General features: G+C 71.6%; 15 protein-coding genes. 4 read left to right on the top strand and 11 right to left on the bottom strand.

All coding sequences use genetic code 11. The features are described 5' to 3' along the window. Positions 1–6 precede the first annotated feature (6 nt). From MMF93_RS01810 to MMF93_RS01795, 4 genes are read right to left on the bottom strand one after another with little or no spacing between them, the layout of a single operon-like run. Positions 7–1,047, bottom strand: a complete 1,041-nt coding sequence (locus MMF93_RS01810) for an RraA family protein (protein ID WP_242748887.1) — start codon at positions 1,045–1,047, stop codon at positions 7–9. Beyond that, positions 1,047–2,048 carry a sugar kinase gene (locus MMF93_RS01805; RefSeq protein WP_242748885.1) on the bottom strand — a complete coding sequence of 334 codons (1,002 nt, stop codon included), beginning with the start codon at positions 2,046–2,048 and terminating at the stop codon, positions 1,047–1,049. The genes MMF93_RS01810 and MMF93_RS01805 overlap by 1 nt, the downstream gene beginning before the upstream one ends. 3 nt (positions 2,049–2,051) lie before the next feature. Then, on the bottom strand, positions 2,052–2,717 hold the full coding sequence (locus MMF93_RS01800; RefSeq protein ID WP_242748884.1) for an RraA family protein: 666 nt from the start codon (positions 2,715–2,717) through the stop codon (positions 2,052–2,054). Positions 2,718–2,743: 26 nt separating this feature from the next. After that, positions 2,744–4,027 carry an MFS transporter gene (locus MMF93_RS01795; protein WP_242748883.1) on the bottom strand — a complete coding sequence of 428 codons (1,284 nt, stop codon included), beginning with the start codon at positions 4,025–4,027 and terminating at the stop codon, positions 2,744–2,746. A gap of 260 nt (positions 4,028–4,287) precedes the next feature. Here MMF93_RS01795 and MMF93_RS01790 point away from each other — a divergent pair, with 260 nt between their 5' ends. Continuing rightward, positions 4,288–5,232 carry a LysR family transcriptional regulator gene (locus tag MMF93_RS01790; protein ID WP_242748881.1) on the top strand — a complete coding sequence of 315 codons (945 nt, stop codon included), beginning with the start codon at positions 4,288–4,290 and terminating at the stop codon, positions 5,230–5,232. A 164-nt stretch (positions 5,233–5,396) separates the two neighbouring features. Continuing rightward, positions 5,397–6,866, top strand: coding sequence for a mandelate racemase/muconate lactonizing enzyme family protein (locus MMF93_RS01785; RefSeq protein ID WP_242748880.1), 1,470 nt, complete (start codon positions 5,397–5,399; stop codon positions 6,864–6,866). A 130-nt stretch (positions 6,867–6,996) separates the two neighbouring features. On the opposite strand, the gene MMF93_RS01780 is transcribed toward MMF93_RS01785, so the two are convergent. The 7 genes from MMF93_RS01780 to MMF93_RS01750 all read right to left on the bottom strand — a co-directional run bounded on the left by MMF93_RS01780 (position 6,997) and on the right by MMF93_RS01750 (position 13,792). Further along, positions 6,997–7,992, bottom strand: coding sequence for a LysR family transcriptional regulator (locus tag MMF93_RS01780; RefSeq protein ID WP_242748878.1), 996 nt, complete (start codon positions 7,990–7,992; stop codon positions 6,997–6,999). Between the two features lie 58 nt (positions 7,993–8,050). Continuing rightward, positions 8,051–8,554, bottom strand: a complete 504-nt coding sequence (locus tag MMF93_RS01775; RefSeq protein WP_242748876.1) for a 2,4'-dihydroxyacetophenone dioxygenase family protein — start codon at positions 8,552–8,554, stop codon at positions 8,051–8,053. Between the two features lie 77 nt (positions 8,555–8,631). After that, entirely contained in the window at positions 8,632–9,369 is a 738-nt protein-coding gene (locus MMF93_RS01770) for an SDR family NAD(P)-dependent oxidoreductase (RefSeq protein ID WP_242748874.1), read from the bottom strand. Positions 9,370–9,665: 296 nt separating this feature from the next. Next, a complete protein-coding gene (locus MMF93_RS01765) occupies positions 9,666–10,619 on the bottom strand; it encodes a LysR family transcriptional regulator (RefSeq protein WP_242748872.1) in 954 nt (317 codons plus the stop codon). A gap of 86 nt (positions 10,620–10,705) precedes the next feature. Further along, complete coding sequence (locus MMF93_RS01760; RefSeq protein ID WP_242748869.1) at positions 10,706–11,542, bottom strand: sugar phosphate isomerase/epimerase family protein; 837 nt, start codon at positions 11,540–11,542, stop codon at positions 10,706–10,708. Between the two features lie 44 nt (positions 11,543–11,586). Further along, complete coding sequence (locus tag MMF93_RS01755) at positions 11,587–12,507, bottom strand: sugar phosphate isomerase/epimerase family protein (protein ID WP_242748867.1); 921 nt, start codon at positions 12,505–12,507, stop codon at positions 11,587–11,589. A 4-nt stretch (positions 12,508–12,511) separates the two neighbouring features. Then, positions 12,512–13,792, bottom strand: a complete 1,281-nt coding sequence (locus MMF93_RS01750; protein WP_242748865.1) for a Gfo/Idh/MocA family protein — start codon at positions 13,790–13,792, stop codon at positions 12,512–12,514. A 200-nt stretch (positions 13,793–13,992) separates the two neighbouring features. On the opposite strand from MMF93_RS01750, the gene MMF93_RS01745 reads away from it, so the two are divergent. Together MMF93_RS01745 and MMF93_RS01740 are read left to right on the top strand one after the other, a co-directional pair. After that, entirely contained in the window at positions 13,993–15,246 is a 1,254-nt protein-coding gene (locus tag MMF93_RS01745) for an ROK family transcriptional regulator (RefSeq protein ID WP_242748862.1), read from the top strand. Between the two features lie 149 nt (positions 15,247–15,395). Next, a complete protein-coding gene (locus MMF93_RS01740) occupies positions 15,396–16,304 on the top strand; it encodes a TolB family protein (RefSeq protein WP_242748860.1) in 909 nt (302 codons plus the stop codon). The last annotated feature ends 24 nt before the right edge of the window (positions 16,305–16,328 follow it).

Below are 16,328 nucleotides of genomic sequence, written 5' to 3'. Positions count from 1 at the left end.
CGGCCCTCAGGCGCCGGCGGTCTCCTCGATGATCTCCTCCACGCGGTCGGCCGGGACCGGGAGCTTGTCCTTGTTCTCCTGCAACCAGTTCCGGTAGTCCTCCTTGATCTTCCGGTCGACTTCGTCCCAGCCCTTGTCGACCTGGCCCGAGGTGTACTTGCCCTCCTCCAGGCGCTGCTTGACGAAGGTGTCCCGCAAGAGCCCCGACTCCGCCTCCTCGACGACGGTCTTCGCCAGGTGCGCGGGGATGAACACCACCCCTTCGCGTCGGGCGAGTACCACGTCCCCGGGCAGTACGACAGCTTTCCCGATCCGGATGTCGGTGTTGACCCCGGCCAGCATCATCTCCTTGATGTAGGAGGGGTGCCAGCTGCGCACGAACGCGTTGAAGCCTTTGATGTCGCTGAGTTCGCCGACGTCGCGGACGGAGCCGTCGAAGACCACGCCGGTGTGCGTCCTGGCGTGGATGTCGTGGCCGAGGTTGCCTCCGATGAGGGTGCCGTCCTTCGTCTTGCCGTAACCGTCGGCGACGTAGACGTCGTGGTTCCTCAGCATCGCGATGGGCCAGGTGTTCATCTGGCCGTCGTGCCCGGCCGCGTGTCCCGCCTTGGTGAGGCGCTTCTCCAGACCGGGGCTGCTGGGCCGGAACTGGGCCGTCAACGCGCGGCCGATGACGGGCTCGTCGGAGTGCAGTGTCTTCCAGTCCCCGGTGTACTGATTGTGGTAGCCGTGTTCCTCGAGTGTTCCCCAGGCCTGCTCGATGGACACGATCTTCATGCGGGTGAGGAGGTCGTCGGAGACCTTGGGGCGCCCGTCGGGGTAGCGCTTCCCCTTCCATTCGGCGGTGGTGTAGGCGACCTCGTCCTTCGGCGCGACGACGGGGCGGGCGTGTGCTTCCGGCTCCGGTGCCGCCTGCGGCTCTTTCGCGCCGCCGCTCCTGTCGGGGGAGGGCCCGTCGGCGAACGTGAAGGCGGGAAGGGTCAGGGCCCCGAGTACCAGCGCGGTCCCGCAGGCCAGGGCGGGAAGCATCGTCTTGCGGGTCGCCATCACAGGTCACTCCTGGAGTCGGATTCGGCTGCGCGGTCTTCACCGCGGTGCTGTGTTTCGAGGTTCTCGGCGACTGTTCCGCGGTGGGGTATCGGATCGACCGCACCGAACCCCGTCGTGGTGAGGGCGGCGGCGATCACCGCGTAGCGTGCGGCTTCCAACGGGGTGGCGCCCGCCAGCAGTCGAGCGGCGAAGGCGCCGTCGAAGGTGTCTCCCGCGCCGGTGGCGTCCACCGCACGCACGGGGTGCGCCGGAACATGGGTGGTCCGTCCGTGCGCGGTCTCGGCCACGAGGACCCCGGCCTCGCCCATCTTGAGCACCACCAGGGACGGGCCGCGCCGGGCGAACGCGTCCAGCACCCGCTCGGGGTCGGACTCCCCGGTCAGTGTGCGGCCCTCTTCCAGGCTGGGCAGCACGAGGTCGGCAAGCTCCACGGTACGCATGACGATGCCGCGGGCACGGTCCGGACTCCACAGTGCCGGACGGTGGTTGGGGTCGTAGGAGACGAGCGTCCCGTACCGCCTGGCCGTCGCGACGGCGTGGAAGGCGGCGTCGCACGCCGAGGAGCTGATGGCCTGGGTGATGCCGCTGACGTGCAGCAGGTCCGCGGCCGCGACGGCGCTCGCGGGCACGTCCGAGGGGGACAGACGGCTGGCCGGCGACCCGTCGCGGTAGTAGGCGAAGGTGTGCGCGCCCCGGCCGTGCCGGGAGACGAAGTAGATGCCTGTGCGGCCGCCGGCCTCCTGGGTGACGCCGGCGGTGTCGACGCCTTCCGCCTGCCACAGGTCGAGCAGGCGCCTGCCGAACGCGTCGTCCCCGACGCGGGTGAGATAGCCGGCCCTCGCACCGGAACGGCGGGCGGCGATGGCCATGTTGGAGGTGTCACCGCCGTAGCCGACCTGGAAGTCTGCGGCGTGGGTGAGCGGCCCCTCCGAGGAGGCGTTGAATTCGAGCAGCGGCTCGCCGAGGGCGAGCACCTGGGGGTGGGTGGAGGTCGTCATCGGTCAGATCCGGTTGTACTTGGCCAGGCCGTCCCGCAGCGATCCGCTGTCGAGGATGAGGCGGGTCTGCTCGCGCTCCCGCTCCTCTATCTCGGAGGCGGTGCGCAGCACGTCATCGACCAGTTCGGCCGGCACCCGCACCACGCCGTCCCGGTCGGCGACGACGAGGTCGCCGGGGCGGATCGTCACCCCGCCCACCAGGACGGGTTCGTTGAGCGAGACCGTGCGGTAGCGGCCGACCGTGGTCGCGGGCACCGCGGACCTGGCGTAGACGGGGAAGCCGGGGTAGTCGCGGCTGATCTCCGTCACGTCCCGCACCCCGGCGTCCAGGACGGCGCCCGCGATGCCACGGGCGACGGCGCCGGCCGTCATCAGCCCGCCCCACACGGCGATGTCCGCGCCGGCGGCGTCGATGCACACGACGCTTCCTGGCGCCGACTCGTCGATGGCGGCGAGCGCGTGGGTGGGTGGTTCCGGTGCGTCGGCCGGCACTTCGCGTACGGTCACGGCCGGGCCGACGAGGCTGCCGGTGCCGGGGGTCTGCTGGCGGACGGCTCCGGACACGAAGCCGCGGGCGCCGTGGGCCTCCACGGCGTCGGCGACCGAGGCGGTGGACAGGTCGCGAAAGGCGTGCAGGGTCTCGTCGGTGAAGCGGGGCGAGCTGGGCAAGGTGACTCCTCACGATGTCAGGTGGTTCAGGTGCCGGTCGTGCCGGTCACCACAGCGGCGTCGGGCTGCGACACCTCACTGGTCTGTCCGAGCGGGGCGATGCGTCCCAGCAGCAGCCCGTAGATCAGCGCACCGAGCAGGGCGACGCCACCGGCCACCGCCAGCGGCACGACGTACGAGCCGCCGGTCGCGTCCAGCAGCACACCCACCACGAGCGGGCTGACGAATCCGGCGGTGTTGGAGGCGAACCCCTGGATCCCCGCCAGCGAGGCCACGTTGCCGGGCGCGGGGGCGACGTCGGAGGGCAGCGCCCACAGGCCGGACGCGGCGAAGGTCAGGGCGCACTGGGAGAAGGCGAGCAGGGCGAGCGCGGCGGCGGCGCTGTCCACGGTGCCGGCGAAGAAGATCACCGAGGAGAGGACGAGCCCGCTCACCAGCGGCAGCTTGCGGGCGAAGGACACGCTGCGGCCCGCGCGGATCAGCCGGGTCTGCAGGGCGCCGCCGAGCAGCTGCGAGGGGATGGCCACGAGCGAGGGCAGCATGCCGAAGATGCCCAGGTTCAGCAGGTCGAAGCCGCGGGCGTCGACAAGGTAGGAGGGGAACCAGGTGATGAAGAAGTACAGGACGTAGGACAGGCAGAAGAAGCCGAGGACCATGGCCCAGGTGGTGCGGTAGCGGAACAGGTCTCGCCACGGCATGGCCTCGCCGTGGCCTGCCGCGGTGTCGCCGTCGCGGATGTGCTCGCGTTCGGCGTCGGTCAGCTTCGGGTGCGTCTCCGGGTCACGGTAGAAACGCAGCCATACGGCGCAGTAGAGCAGGCCGACAAGCCCCGCGGTGACGAAGGACCCGCGCCAGCCCAGGAGCGCGATGACCGCGGTGCACACCGGCAGCGCGATGGCGGTACCGGCTCGTCCGCCGCTGTCGAAGATGGAGGCCGCCAGGGCGCGTTCGCGGGTGGGGAACCAGCGTGAGACGATCTTCGAGCTGGACGGGTAGGCCGGGGACTCGGCCGCTCCCAGGAGCAGCCGGAGCAGGAGCAGCACCAGGAAGCCGGTCGCCGCCCCCATGAGCATGGTGACCACCGACCACCCGGCCACGGCGACGACCATCATGCGGCGCGGCCCGAACCGGTCCACGAGCCAGCCGGACGGCGGCAGAAAAGCCGCGTACGTCCAGAAGAAGGCGCCGAGCAGGATTCCGGACACCGAGTTGGACAGGCCCAGGTCCTCGGTGATGTGGGGGAGCGCCACACCGAGATTCGCCCGGTCCAGATAATTGATGGTGACGGCGCCGAACGCCAACCAGATCATTCCCCAGCGCGTTCTGCCAGGAGAGGGGGATCTGGAAAGAGCGGAGGGTGGCGGCATGGGAATGACTCCTCGAAGCCAGCGGCGCGAAGCCAGATGAGAAGAATGCAGAACGGATCGTCTGCCACCGGCAGCCTAGGAAGCCAGCCGCTCGGTGTGAAGCGCGAGTTGGGTATACAAGTATTCGCAGAACGCAGCACCGGGCATTCGGCTCGTTTCCCCCTGGTTGTGCCGGCACAAGCGGCTGGGATAAGTGCTGTGCCATGCTGCGACCAGAGGTTCGTCTCGAGTGGTTCGTCTCGTTTCTCGGCGTCATCGACACGGGGAGTTTCAGCGCGGCCGCCGAAGCCGTGCACCGCTCGCAGCCGCGCGTGAGTACCCACGTCGCGGCGCTGGAGCGGGAAGCGGGGGTGCCGCTGTTCGACCGGAGCAAGCGCCCCGTGGAGCTGACCGAGGCCGGGACCGTGCTCGCGGAACACGCCCGCTCCATCCTGGGGGCGCTCAACAGCGCGGAGGAGGCGATGGCGGGCCGCCGTGGCGCCGCGCGGGGCGTCGTCACCCTGGGCAGCTACCCCAGCGCCAGCGCCGCCTTCATACCGGCGCTCCTCGACCGCCTGGCCAGGACCAGCCCGGACATCAAGGTCGCGCTCCTGGAGCGTTCGACGCTGGAACTGGACACCGCCCTCCACCACGGGGAGATCGACGTGTGCCTGCGGCCGATGGCTCCGCCGATCGGCCCTTCGGCCCGGAGCAGGCCCCTGTGGCGCGAGCCGCTGTGCGTGGTGCACACGCCGGAGCATCCGCTCGCCGGGCTGCCCGACCCGCTGCCGGTGGCCTCCGTCGCCGAGTACCCCCTCATCACGATCGGCCGGCTCGGTTCGGGCGAGGCTCCGGGTTTCGAGACCTACAAGGTCTTCAGGGCGCACGGCTTCGAGGTCGAGGCGGTGCAGGCCACCAACCAGCCGCAGACACTCGTTTCCCTGGTCCGCCACCACCTCGGAGTCGGTGTCACCAACAAGCTGGCGGTCTTCACCGCGGACACCAGCGGGGTACGGGTCCGCCGGCTCGCGGAGGGATGCGGGCGGCGGGTGGCGGTGCTCTGGGATTCCAACCGGCCGCTGAAACCGGCGGCCCGCACCCTGCTGCGGGAGATATGCGAGGCTCCCTTGCCGCCGGGCGCGGAACAGCTTGTCGAGGCGGAGCAGTGAAATGCCGGAGCGGTGAAAAACAGGGCGCTTGCCTCGCCGTATTCCTGTTCCGGATGACTGCATGCGGAAGTCGCTGGTATCCGTCCCGGTCTTTCCCGGCGGCACCGGCCTAGGGTTGGCGCTCGACGGAAAACCGCCTCGCCGCTCAACGATGAGGGAGAGTCATGTCCCAGGAAGACGCTGAAAAGAATGTGGGAGAAAAGAGCGCACACGGGGAAAGGGGTGCGGGCGCGGGGGAGCGGCCCGCGCTGCGTGGACGGCGCGATGTGCTCAAGACGGCCGCCGCGGGAGTCGGCGGGCTGAGCCTGGGCGCTCTCGCGTTCGGGCCCGTGGACGAGCAGGTCGCCTTCACGTCGCAGAAGGTGAGCCGCGCGTCCCGGCCCTCCGAACTCAAGATCACCGACGTGCGGGTGGCCGTGCTGGACGGCGTGCCGTTCCGCAGCCCCATCGTGCGGATCGACACGAACCAGGGCATCCACGGGTACGGAGAGGTGCGCGACGACGCGGACAAACGCTACGCACTGGAGCTGAAGAGCCGTCTGCTGGGCGAGAACCCCTGCAACGTGGAGATGCTCTTCAAGCGGCTCAAGCAGTTCGGCGGGGACGGACGCCGGGGCGGCGGGGTCTCGGGCGTGGAGATGGCCCTGTGGGACCTGGCGGGCAAGGCGTACGAGGTGCCCGTCTACCAGTTGCTGGGCGGCGCCTACCGCAAGAAGGTGCGGCTCTACACCGACACGACCGAGTCCAAGAAGCCCGAAGAGTACGGCAAGCGGATGAAGGAACGCGTCGAGAAGGGCTTCACGTTCCTCAAGATGGACCTGGGTATCGAGCTGATACAGAAGATCCCCGGAACGCTCACCGGAGCGGGACTGTGGGGGGACAACCTGGAGCAGTACAACGACAAGCCCGGCAGCTATGGGCAGACGGAGCACCCCTTCACTCAGGTCCAGCTCACCGACAAGGGGCTGGAGGAGATGGCGAAGTTCGTCGAGGCGGTGCGCGACAGCGTCGGCTACGACATCCCGCTGGGCATGGACCACACGGGCCACTTCGGGGTGAGCACGGCCATCCGGCTGGCGAAGCGTCTCGAGGAGTACAACCTGGCGTGGCTGGAGGACCTCATTCCCTGGCACTACACCGATCAGTGGAAGGAGATCACCTCCAAGGTCAACGTCCCGACGATGACCGGTGAGGACATCTACGGGATCGAGGGCTTCAGGGCGCTGATCGAGAAGGAGGCCGTGGACCTGGTGCAGCCCGACCCGGCGACGGCGGGCGGCATCCTGGAGACCAAGAAGATCGGCGACTACGCGCAGCAGCACGGTATGGCGATGCCCCTGCACTACGCGGGATCCCCGATCGGTGCCATGGCGGCGGCCCACGCGGCCGCCGCGACCGAGAACTTCGTCGCCCTCGAATACCACGCGGCCGACGTCTCCTGGTGGGACTCCCTGGTCTCCGGCATGGACAAGCCCCTGCAGAAGGACGGCTTCTACACGCTCACCGACCGGCCTGGGCTCGGCCTGGAGCTGGTGGAGGACGCGGTCAAGGAGCACCTGGAGAAGGGGGAGAAGTACTTCGCTCCGACGCCGGAGTGGAACAAGCGCAGGTCCCACGACCGCACCTGGAGCTGACCGGGCGGGCTACCGCGAGAAAGCCACGGACCGCACGGATTCCACGGACTCCACGGACGGGACGACGAGAGCGCCGGCGCGGCCCCTGCGGGCCGCGCCGGCGCTCGTTGGCGCGCGGGAGATGCGTACGTCAGACGCGGTGACGCGCCGGGCGGTCGGCGGCCGGCCGCGCGGCCGCGCGTTCGTTCGGCAGCGCGTCGTTCCAGGGCCACCGCGGCACCGGAAGCTGGGCGATGACCTGCCGCACCGCCTGCACCGCCGGGGACGACACACCGCTGGTGCGCCACCACAGCGCGACGACCCGCTCGCAGCGGGCGTCCGCTATGGGCACCAGCGAAACGCCCTCGGTGTTCGCCGTCGTCATCGCCAGGCTGTTGGTCACGCCGGCGCCCAGCCCGTGTCTGACCATGGAGATCAGCGTCTGGGGCTGGTTGGTCCGTGCGGCGATGGTGGGGTTGAGCCCGGCACCGGCGAAGGCGAGATTGGCCTCGTACTGGTGCCCGTGCCCCTGGTCGCTGTCTCCGATGCTGATGACGGGCAGCGCCGCGAGCTGCGCCAGCTGGGCCGAGCGGGCACGCGCGAGCGGGTGGCCCTCGCGGACGACGGCCACCAGCGGTTCGCGCCACAGCACCCGATGGGTGACGTGGCCGGCGCTGAGCAGCGGATGCAGGGGACGGATGATCAGGTCGACCTCGCCGTCGGCCAGCGCTCCGCCCAGCTCGACGCTCGGCCCTTCGCGCAGTACCAGCCGCACATGGGGGTGTGCGTCGCGCAGCGCCCGCACGGCCAGCGGGTAGAGGTGCGACGTGGCGCTCGGATACGCGCCCAGTCGCACCTCCCCGCGGACCGTTCCGCCCGTGAGGTCGGCCAGGATGTCCAGGTGGCGCAGGATCTCCTCCGCGTGGGGCAACAGCGCGCGGCCCTCGGGCGTGAGGACCGCGGGCTGGACGGAGCGGTCCAACAGCCGGGCGCCCAGGAGCCGTTCCAGCTCCGCCACGTGGCTGGAGACCCGTGGCTGTGAGCGGTAGAGGGCCTTGGCGGCGGCGGAGAAGCCTCCGTGGCGTGCGACGGCCACGAAGCTGACGACCCAGTCGATCCGGTAGTGGTAGGCGTTGTGGATGTCCAACGAACTCCCCTCCCATGGGCGGCGGCCCGGGAAGCCCGCGGCGGAGGGCCGCCGCCACTCAGCGGATGAACTGCTCCACGTATGAGGCTCCGAGCCCGTTGCGCCTGTAGTGGTCGCGGCACATGCTGATCTTCGTGAACGTGTCCTCGTAGCCCGTCTGCACGCCGCTCTCGTCGACGTACGCCATCGCGCCCGCGATGTTGAAGTACGTGATCATCTCCGGGCAGTCCTCGGGCACGGCGAGCGTGTGGATCTCCCCTGGGGGCTCGTAGACGAAGTGGCCCGTCTCGGCGACCCACTCGTGCTCGTAGTAGTACCACTTACCCCTCAGGACGTATCCGAAGACCGCGCCGGGGTGCCGGTGCCGGGAGACGATGCCGGCGCGGGTGACCTTGAGCAGGTTGCACCACTGGCCGGTGACGGTGTTGAACATCAGCGGCCGGAACCACACGCCGGAGGCCTGGGGAACCCACACGCGCTCGTCCTCCGGTACAGCCGCCACCGCGATCTCGGGGGGTACCAGGGCTGTTTCGGGGATGACGGGGCCTGGCGCACTGGACATGCTCGAAACTCCTCACGTGTTTCCGCGCTCCTGCGCGGGCTGTCGGACTGCCTTGCACGGACCGGTCGGCCCTCGCCTCACGCGGCGAGGTAGCCGCCGTCGACCGGGAGCACCGTTCCGGTGATGAAGCGCGCGTCGGGCCCGCACAGGAAGTGCACGGCCCCCGCAACCTCCTCCGGCTCTCCCCAGCGGCCCATCGGCGTGCGCTCGGTGACGCGCCGGGCGGCGTCCGGGTCCGTGTGGAGGGCCGAGGTCAGCCGGGTGCGTATCCAGCCGGGAGCCACGGCGTTGACCCTGATGCCGTCCTCGGCCCACGCCACGGCCAGCGACTTGGTCAGCTGCACGATCCCGCCCTTGCTCGCCGCGTAGGCGGGCGCGCGGGGGCCACCGAAGTAGCTGAGCATCGAGGCGACGTTGACGACACAGCCGCCCGTACGGTGCAGCGCGTCACGCGCGGCCACGCACGCACGCATCGTGCCGAGCAGGTTGATCCACACGACGCGGGTGAAGACCTCGGGGGCGTACTCCTCGTCCCGCCGGATCAGCCCAGCCGCGTTCACCAGCACGTCCAGCCGGTCGAGACCGCCGAGGAAGAGCTCCAGCTGCTCGCTGTTGGTGAGGTCGACCTCGACCGCGCGCACGCCCTGCGGCAGGGATGCCGCGGCGCGGTCGGCGTCCAGACCGGCTGCGAGGACACGCGCTCCGGCGTCCGCGAAACGGGCCGCGATCGCGGCGCCGATCCCGCTCGTGCCTCCGACAACGACCACCGCACGGTCCCGGCCTGGCTCCGTCTGCTTGTCCGTCTCCACTGCCATCCTTCCGACCCGGGGTGTGACAGTGGTGATTGAACCGCCACGCGGCCCCGGACCCACGCCCTCATGCGGGAGCAGCATGGCCGGCATTCGATTCGCTCCGGAACCCGCGGGCACCGCTCACGGCAGCCGCCCGCCCGTGACGCGCATAGCCGTATCCGCGCCGCCGATAACGCGCTCCCGCCCCGCTGCCGGGCGCGCTCGCACCTCACCGGCACACAGAGGGGAGCACGTGAGGGCAGCTGCGCGGTGACGGCGGCACGGCGCGCTGCACCGGCACGCGGAACGGGCACACCCGCTCAGGGCGCGGAACCCGGCGTCGGAAAGTACTCGCGGACACGGGCCAGCGCGGGCACGGCCGCGATCCGCACGCAGTGCGCCACCGCCTCGCGGGCCGGCGCGGGGTGGTCGCCCGCCCGGCGCCACAGTGCGATGTCGCGCCCGGGTGGCAGACCGGTGACAGGGCACAGGGCGACCCCCCGCGTGTCGGCGGTGCTCAACGCCAGTGCCTCGCCGACGCCGATCCCCCAGCCCTGGCGGACCAGGCCGACGAGGGTCTGCGCCTGGGGGCTGCGCAGAACCGGGCCGTTGCCGACGGCGGTGCCGCGGAAAGCGCCGTGGACCGGAAGGGACACGGCGCCGGGCGCCTCGTCGTCCAGCACCACGAGCGGCCGGCCGCGCAGGTGCTCGGGGCCGAGTACCCCGGGCAGCTCGACGGCCGTGTCCTCCGGTACGACGGCCAGCAGGTGTTCGTGCCACAGCGGTACACCGGCGAGCGCCCCGCCGCCGGAGCCGGGCACCGCCCCCGGGCTCACGGCCAGGTCGAGCCGCCCGTCCAGCAGCCGGTGTTCCAGCTCGGCGGCCTGGTGCTCACACACCGTCAGCCGCAGTCCCGGATGCGACCGCCGCACCCGCAGCACCGTGCGGGGCAGCAGAAAGGGCGCGATTGAGGTGTGTACGCCGAGACGGACCTCTCCCCGCCGTCCCCGGCGGATGTCGGCGGCGGTCCCGGCCAGGGACCGCAGGTGGCGCAGTGCCGTGCGGGCGTGGGGAAGCAGAGCCCGCCCCTGGGGAGTGAGGACCGTGGGGTGTGCCGACCGGTCGAACAGCCGTATGTCCAGGGCCCGTTCCAGCGCCGCGACATGGGCGCTGACCCGGGACTGCGAACGGCTCAGCGCGGTCGCGGCGGCGGAGAAGCCGCCGCGCTCAGCGACCCCCACGAAGCTGCCGAGCCATTCCGCCTGGTATTCCAACGCGTTGCTCCTCCTTCCGCGAACCGCCGTGCGTCTCCTTCCGCTCCCGTTGTCGGTGGGGCCCGGCCGAGCGGTCGGCCCGCCGGTCAGCGGGCCCAGCGGGACAGCCCGCGGCCCACCAGGGCCCGGGCGTTGTGCTCCAGGAGCGCGTAGACGTCCATGTCCGTGGTGTCGATCTCGGCCACGTGCCAGCGGATGCCGCGCGGCGCCTCCCGTAGCGCCGCGGTGAGATCCACCTCTCCCGTGCCGATGGGCGTCTGCGGTGCGTCCCGCCGGGCGGGCCCGTCCTTGAGGTGGACGGCGACGGCCCGGTCGCCCAGCTGGGCGAGGACGTGCGCCGGATCGGCGCCGGCCGTCACGGTCCAGTAGAGGTCGAGTTCGGCGACGAGGGCGTCGCGGGACCGGTCCCAGAAGCGGTCCCACGCCGGTGTGCCGTCCGGCAGCGGCGTCCACTCGAACCAGTGGTTGTGGTAGCCGAGGCGCAGCCCGTGGCCCGCCAGTTCGTGTGCGGCGTCGGTCAGCGTGCCGGCGAACGCGTCGAGCCGAGCCGGGTCGGTGAAGGCGTCCTCGTCGAACCCCGGCACCAGGTGGGGGTGCGGGACCAGGACGGTGTCCGCCCCGAGGACGGCACATTCGGCCGCGAGCTGGGACAGGTCCGTCGGCAGTCCGGCGTGCACGGTGGAGACGCCGAGTCCCGCCGCGTCGAGGGAGCGGCGCAGCCTGCGGGCGTGGGCCATCCTGGCGTCGGCGGGCTGCTGCGGTGAGCCGAGCCCGAACGGCTCCACGTGGCGGAAGCCGATCCGGGCCAGCCGGCTCAAGGCGGCGTCCAGGTCGTCGGCCAGTTGCTCGCGGACGCTGTAGAGCTGGACGGAGAGGGGCGCGGCGGGCGTGACACCGCCGGCGGGTGTGGTCGTGGTGCTCATGAGAAGGGGTGGCTCTTTCCTGGTTCCGTGCGGTCTTCGCTGCTTCAGCCGACCATGAGGGGCCGCAGGGTGCGGTGTGCGATGCGCAGGCCCTGGGTGACGCGTGCGGCGTCGCCGCCCCAGACGGGGTCCTCGTGCTCGACGGAGAGCGTGCCGGTGAAGCCGTGCTCGTAGAGCCTGTCCACCACGCGCGCCCAGTCGACCTGTCCCAGGCCGGGGACGCGGTAGCGCCACCAGCCCATGTCCCAGGGGTCACCGTTCTTGGCGGTCTTGCCGAAAAAGCCGTAGCGCTGCCGGGCTCGTGCGTCGAGCTCCACGTCCTTGGCCTGCGCGTGCACGATGCGGTCGGCGTACGGCGCGATGGTCTCGACGGGGTCGATGCCGATCCACGTCAGGTGTGAGGGGTCCCAGTTGAGGTAGAAGCCCAGGGAGAACATCCACTCCCACAGCTCGGGGGAGTAGGCCAGGTTCCCGGGGTAGCCGTCGGGGTGCCAGCCCTCCATGACGCAGTTCTCGACGATGAGCTTCACCCCCCGCTCGCCGGCGTAGGCGACGAGTTCGGGCAGGATGCGTTCGGCCTCCGCGAGGTTCTCGGCGACCGGCTTCGTCCAGTCCCGGCCGATGAAGGTGCCGACGTAGGGCACGCCGAGGGCCTGGGCCGCGTCGACGGCGTGGCGCAGGTGAGTGCGGATCTCCTCGCGCCGTGTGAGGTCGGGGTGCAGATTGTTCTCGTAGTAGGCCAGCGCCGACACCCGCAGGCCGTGCCGGTCGAGCAGCTCCCTCGTCCGCTCGGCCTCCTCGGGGCCGAAGTCGGCGACCGGCAGGTGGCTCGCCTCGAAGTCCCGCCCTCCGGTGGCAGGCCACACGGCCACCTCCAGGGCCTCGTAGCCGGCGCCCGCGGCCCAGGCGGCGATGCGTTCCAGGTCCCAGCCGGGCAGGCAGGCGGTCAGCATTCCGAGTCGCATGGCGTTACACCTTCGTCCAGGAGTCGTCGTGGTGGGAGCGCAGTACCGCGTCGACGATGCGGGCCGAGCGCAGCCCGTCGGCGAACGTCGGCAGGCCCTCGGGGCGTTCGCCGTCGATGGCCGAGTAGGTGTCGGCCACGAACGACTCGAAGCACTGCGCGTAGCCCTGGGCGTGGCCCGCGGGCAGTTGGGAGAGCCGCCGCTGTTCCGCGGTGCCGTGTTCCGGGTCGCGCACGAGCTGGCGGTTGCCGTCCAGGCCGCCCAGCCAGGCCGTCTCCGGGTTCTCCTGGTCGAAGACCGCGCTTCCTTCGGAGCCGTCCAGTTCGAACCACAGCCGGTTCTTGCGCCCGGCGGCCACCTGGGAGATGACGGTGGAAGCCGGCACGCCGTCCGCCGTGCGCAGCAGCACGGTCGCGGAGTCCTCGGTACGTACGGGCACCGTGCCGGGCGCGTCGTCAGGGCCCGTGCCGGTCGCGCTGCCGGACGAGGTGCCGGTCGGGCTGTCGGAACCCGCGCCGGTCGCGCCGCCGGGCACCGACGCGGGCGCGCTCCGGGCGGCCGTGGCGGACGGGCCGGCGGCCGAGAAGCTGGGGCCGCCGGTGACGGGCCGCTCGGGCACGGCGATGGACAGCGCACCCAGTACCTCGGCGAAGCGCTCGCCGGTGACCCACTCGACCAGGTCGCACCAGTGCGAGCCGATGTCAGCGAACGCGCGGGAGCGGCCGCCGAGCCGCGGGTCGACCCGCCAGCCCGACGCCTGCGGCGGCAGCATCCAGTCCTGCAGATAGCTGCCGTGCAGCAGGTGCAACCGGCCGAACTCCCCCGCGAGCCTGCGCGCGCGGATCTCCCGCACCAGGGGGTGGTAGCGGTAGACGAACGGCAGCGTGGCCACCAGCCCGCTCTCTTCGGACAGTGTGGTCAGGGCCTCGGCTTCCTCGGACGAGACGCCCAGCGGCTTCTCGCACACCACATGCTTGCCCGCACGCAGCGCCGCTGCCGCGTAGCGAGCGTGCGTGGCGTTCGGGGTGCAGACGTGGACGACGTCGACGCGGTCGTCGACGAGCACCTCGTCGAGAGCACGGTAGCCGCGCTCCACCCGCCACCGGGCGGCCACCTCGCGGGAGCGCTCGGGCGTGGAGGCCAGGACGCCGGTCACCGTGGCGCCCGCGAGCAGAGCGGCCCGCCGGTGCACCTCGGCGATCATGCCGGCACCCAGGATCGCCACCCCGCGGGGGCGGCCGCCGGCGGGGCGCGGCGGTGCGCACCCCGGAGGTTCCTCGTGCAACGAAACGGCTCCTTCCGTGGGCTGTCGGGGAGTTCGCGGGTGTCTCACGCCCGGTGTTCGTTCGGGAAAACCGTAAGTCCAGGCTATTTACGCCTACAAGAACTTCCATTAAATTTCTTTCCGAGCATTAATAGCGTTGCGCGCCTGCACAGGGGCGGCGCGTCGGACGAAGCGGCCCCAGCGGCCGGAGAGGGGTGGACATGTGGGAGCCGGTTCGTCTGACCTGGCCGTCCGTGTCGGGGCGGGTCGACAGCGACACGGTGCGCAGCTCACTGGCGCGGCTGATCGCCTCGGGCGCCGCCGACTCCCGCGTGGCCCTCGTCCGCGCCACCGGACTCTCCCGCACCTCGGTCAACACCCACCTCGACCAGCTCCTGGAAGCGGGCGTCGTGGCCGAGTCGGGGCGGGCCCCCGTCGCCGGCCGGGGACGCCCCGCCCACCGGCTGGCGCTCGCGGCCCGGCCCGGCGTGATCCTCGTGGCCGACGTCGGAGCCCACGCCGCCCGGCTCGCGGTCACCGACCTCGGCCAGAACCTGCTCGCCTCGCGGCAGATCTCCTTCGACGTCGGGCAAGGCCCCCAGCAGGGCCTGAAGGCGCTCGGCGACCAGCTGGCTGAACTCCTGACGGAAGCGGGCCTGTCGCCGGACGAGGTCAGGTGGCTGAGCGTCGGCCTGCCAGGCCCCGTGGACTCGCACATGGGACGCCCCGTGCGGCCGCCGATCATGCCGGGCTGGGACGGATTCCCCGTCGGCGACCAGCTGGGGGAGCGCTTCTCCTGCTCGGTCCTGGTCGACAACGACGTCAACCTCATGGCTCTCGGCGAAGCCCGGGCCCTGCCCCCTGAGGCGTCACCCCTGCTCTACATCAAGATCGGCACGGGCATCGGCGGAGGGCTCGTCACCGATGAGGGGCAACCGCACCGCGGCGCCGACGGAGCCGCGGGCGACATCGGACACGTCCGGGTGCCCGGCGCGGGCGACGTCGTGTGCGTGTGCGGCAACGTCGGCTGCGTCGAGGCGGTGTCCTCAGCCGCGGCCGTACTGAGTCAACTGCGCGAGAGGCAGCCCGCGTTGCGCGGCATCGAGGATCTCGCCGACCGGCTGCGCGCCGGCGACGCCGACGCCGTACGGGCGGTACGCGCCGCCGCCGAGCCCCTCGGTGAGGTCGTCGCCACGCTCGTCCACTTCTACAACCCCAGGACCGTCCTGCTCGGCGGTCTGGTCAGCACGGCGAGCGACGACATGCTGGCGGGTATCCGCGGCGTGGTCTACCGCCGCGCGCTGCCCCTGGCCACGCGCAACCTCTCCCTGACGCACAGCAGGCTCGGCCAGTTCGCGGGGGTCGCCGGGGGAGCCGTCGCGGGCATCGAACGCGTGCTGTCCCCGCAGAGCGTGGGCGAGCTGCTCGCTCCACGCCCGTCGCCCACGTCGGAGGCCGCCTCGGTCACCGGTTGACAGCGCCGTCCCCCGAGGCGAAAGATGCCCCTGTCTCACCAACCGGTTTCGTTCGACCGGGTGCCGGGCGCGCAGCGCCGCATCCGGTGGCCCTCCGGCGGACCGCGCAGCGCGCGGCCACCGCCCCGAACGAAAGAACGGCGTAGGACATGAGCGACAGCCGAGACACCGGCATGCGCCCCCGACAGCTCAAGCCCGGCCAGCGGACCGTGGTGTGGACGGCGGGCCCGGACTCCCCGGAGCCCCGCAAGCTGTTCGAGACGGCCGATCTCCTCCTGGAGGCCCCCAACTGGAGCCACGACGGGACGCACCTGCTCCTCAACGGAGCGGGCCGCATGTGGCGCCTCGACCTCCAGCAGCCGACCGCACTGCACGAGATCCCTCTGACCGGCGTGCCGGAGGTCAACAACGACCACCTGCTGTCGCCTGACGGACGCACGCTCCACGTCTCGGGAATGGACGGCCACCTCTACGCCGCTCCCGCAACCGGCGGCGAGGGAACCCGTCTGACCAGCGACGACGAGACGCTGCACTTCCTGCACGGCATCAGCCCCGACGGCGCAACGCTGGCCTACGTGGCCCTTCCCCGCGACACGGACGGGGCGGCGGGGCGGCTCGCGCTGATGCCGGCGACGGGCGGCGCTTCCCACACCCTCGACACCGGCCCCGGCCACATCGACGGCCCCGAGTACGCACCCGACGGCGTCTGGATCCACCTCAACAGCGAGGCGTTCACGACGGCGCCAGGACATGCCCAGATCTGCCGTATCCCCGCAGCGGGCGGCCCGCTGAAGCGCCTGGTCGAGTCGGAGACCGTCGACTGGTTCCCCCACCTTTCCCCCGACGGCCGGTACGCCACCTACCTCGCCTTCCCGCCGGGCACTCTGGGCCACCCCGAGGACCTCGACGTCCACGTGCACCTCGTCGCGACCGACGACTGGGCACGCCCGCTGCACAGCTACCCCCTCTTCGGCGGGCAGGGCACGCTCAACGTCAACAGCTGGGCCCCCGACAGCAGGCGCTTCGCGATGGTGTCCTACCCGCTGCCCGGCGCGTGACCGCGCCGCCCACCTCCCCTCGCG

The sequence above is a fragment of the Streptomyces tubbatahanensis genome, from assembly GCF_022699385.1.
Classification (GTDB): Bacteria; Actinomycetota; Actinomycetes; order Streptomycetales; family Streptomycetaceae; genus Streptomyces; species Streptomyces diacarni.
This window is presented reverse-complemented; position numbering and strand designations above follow the sequence as displayed.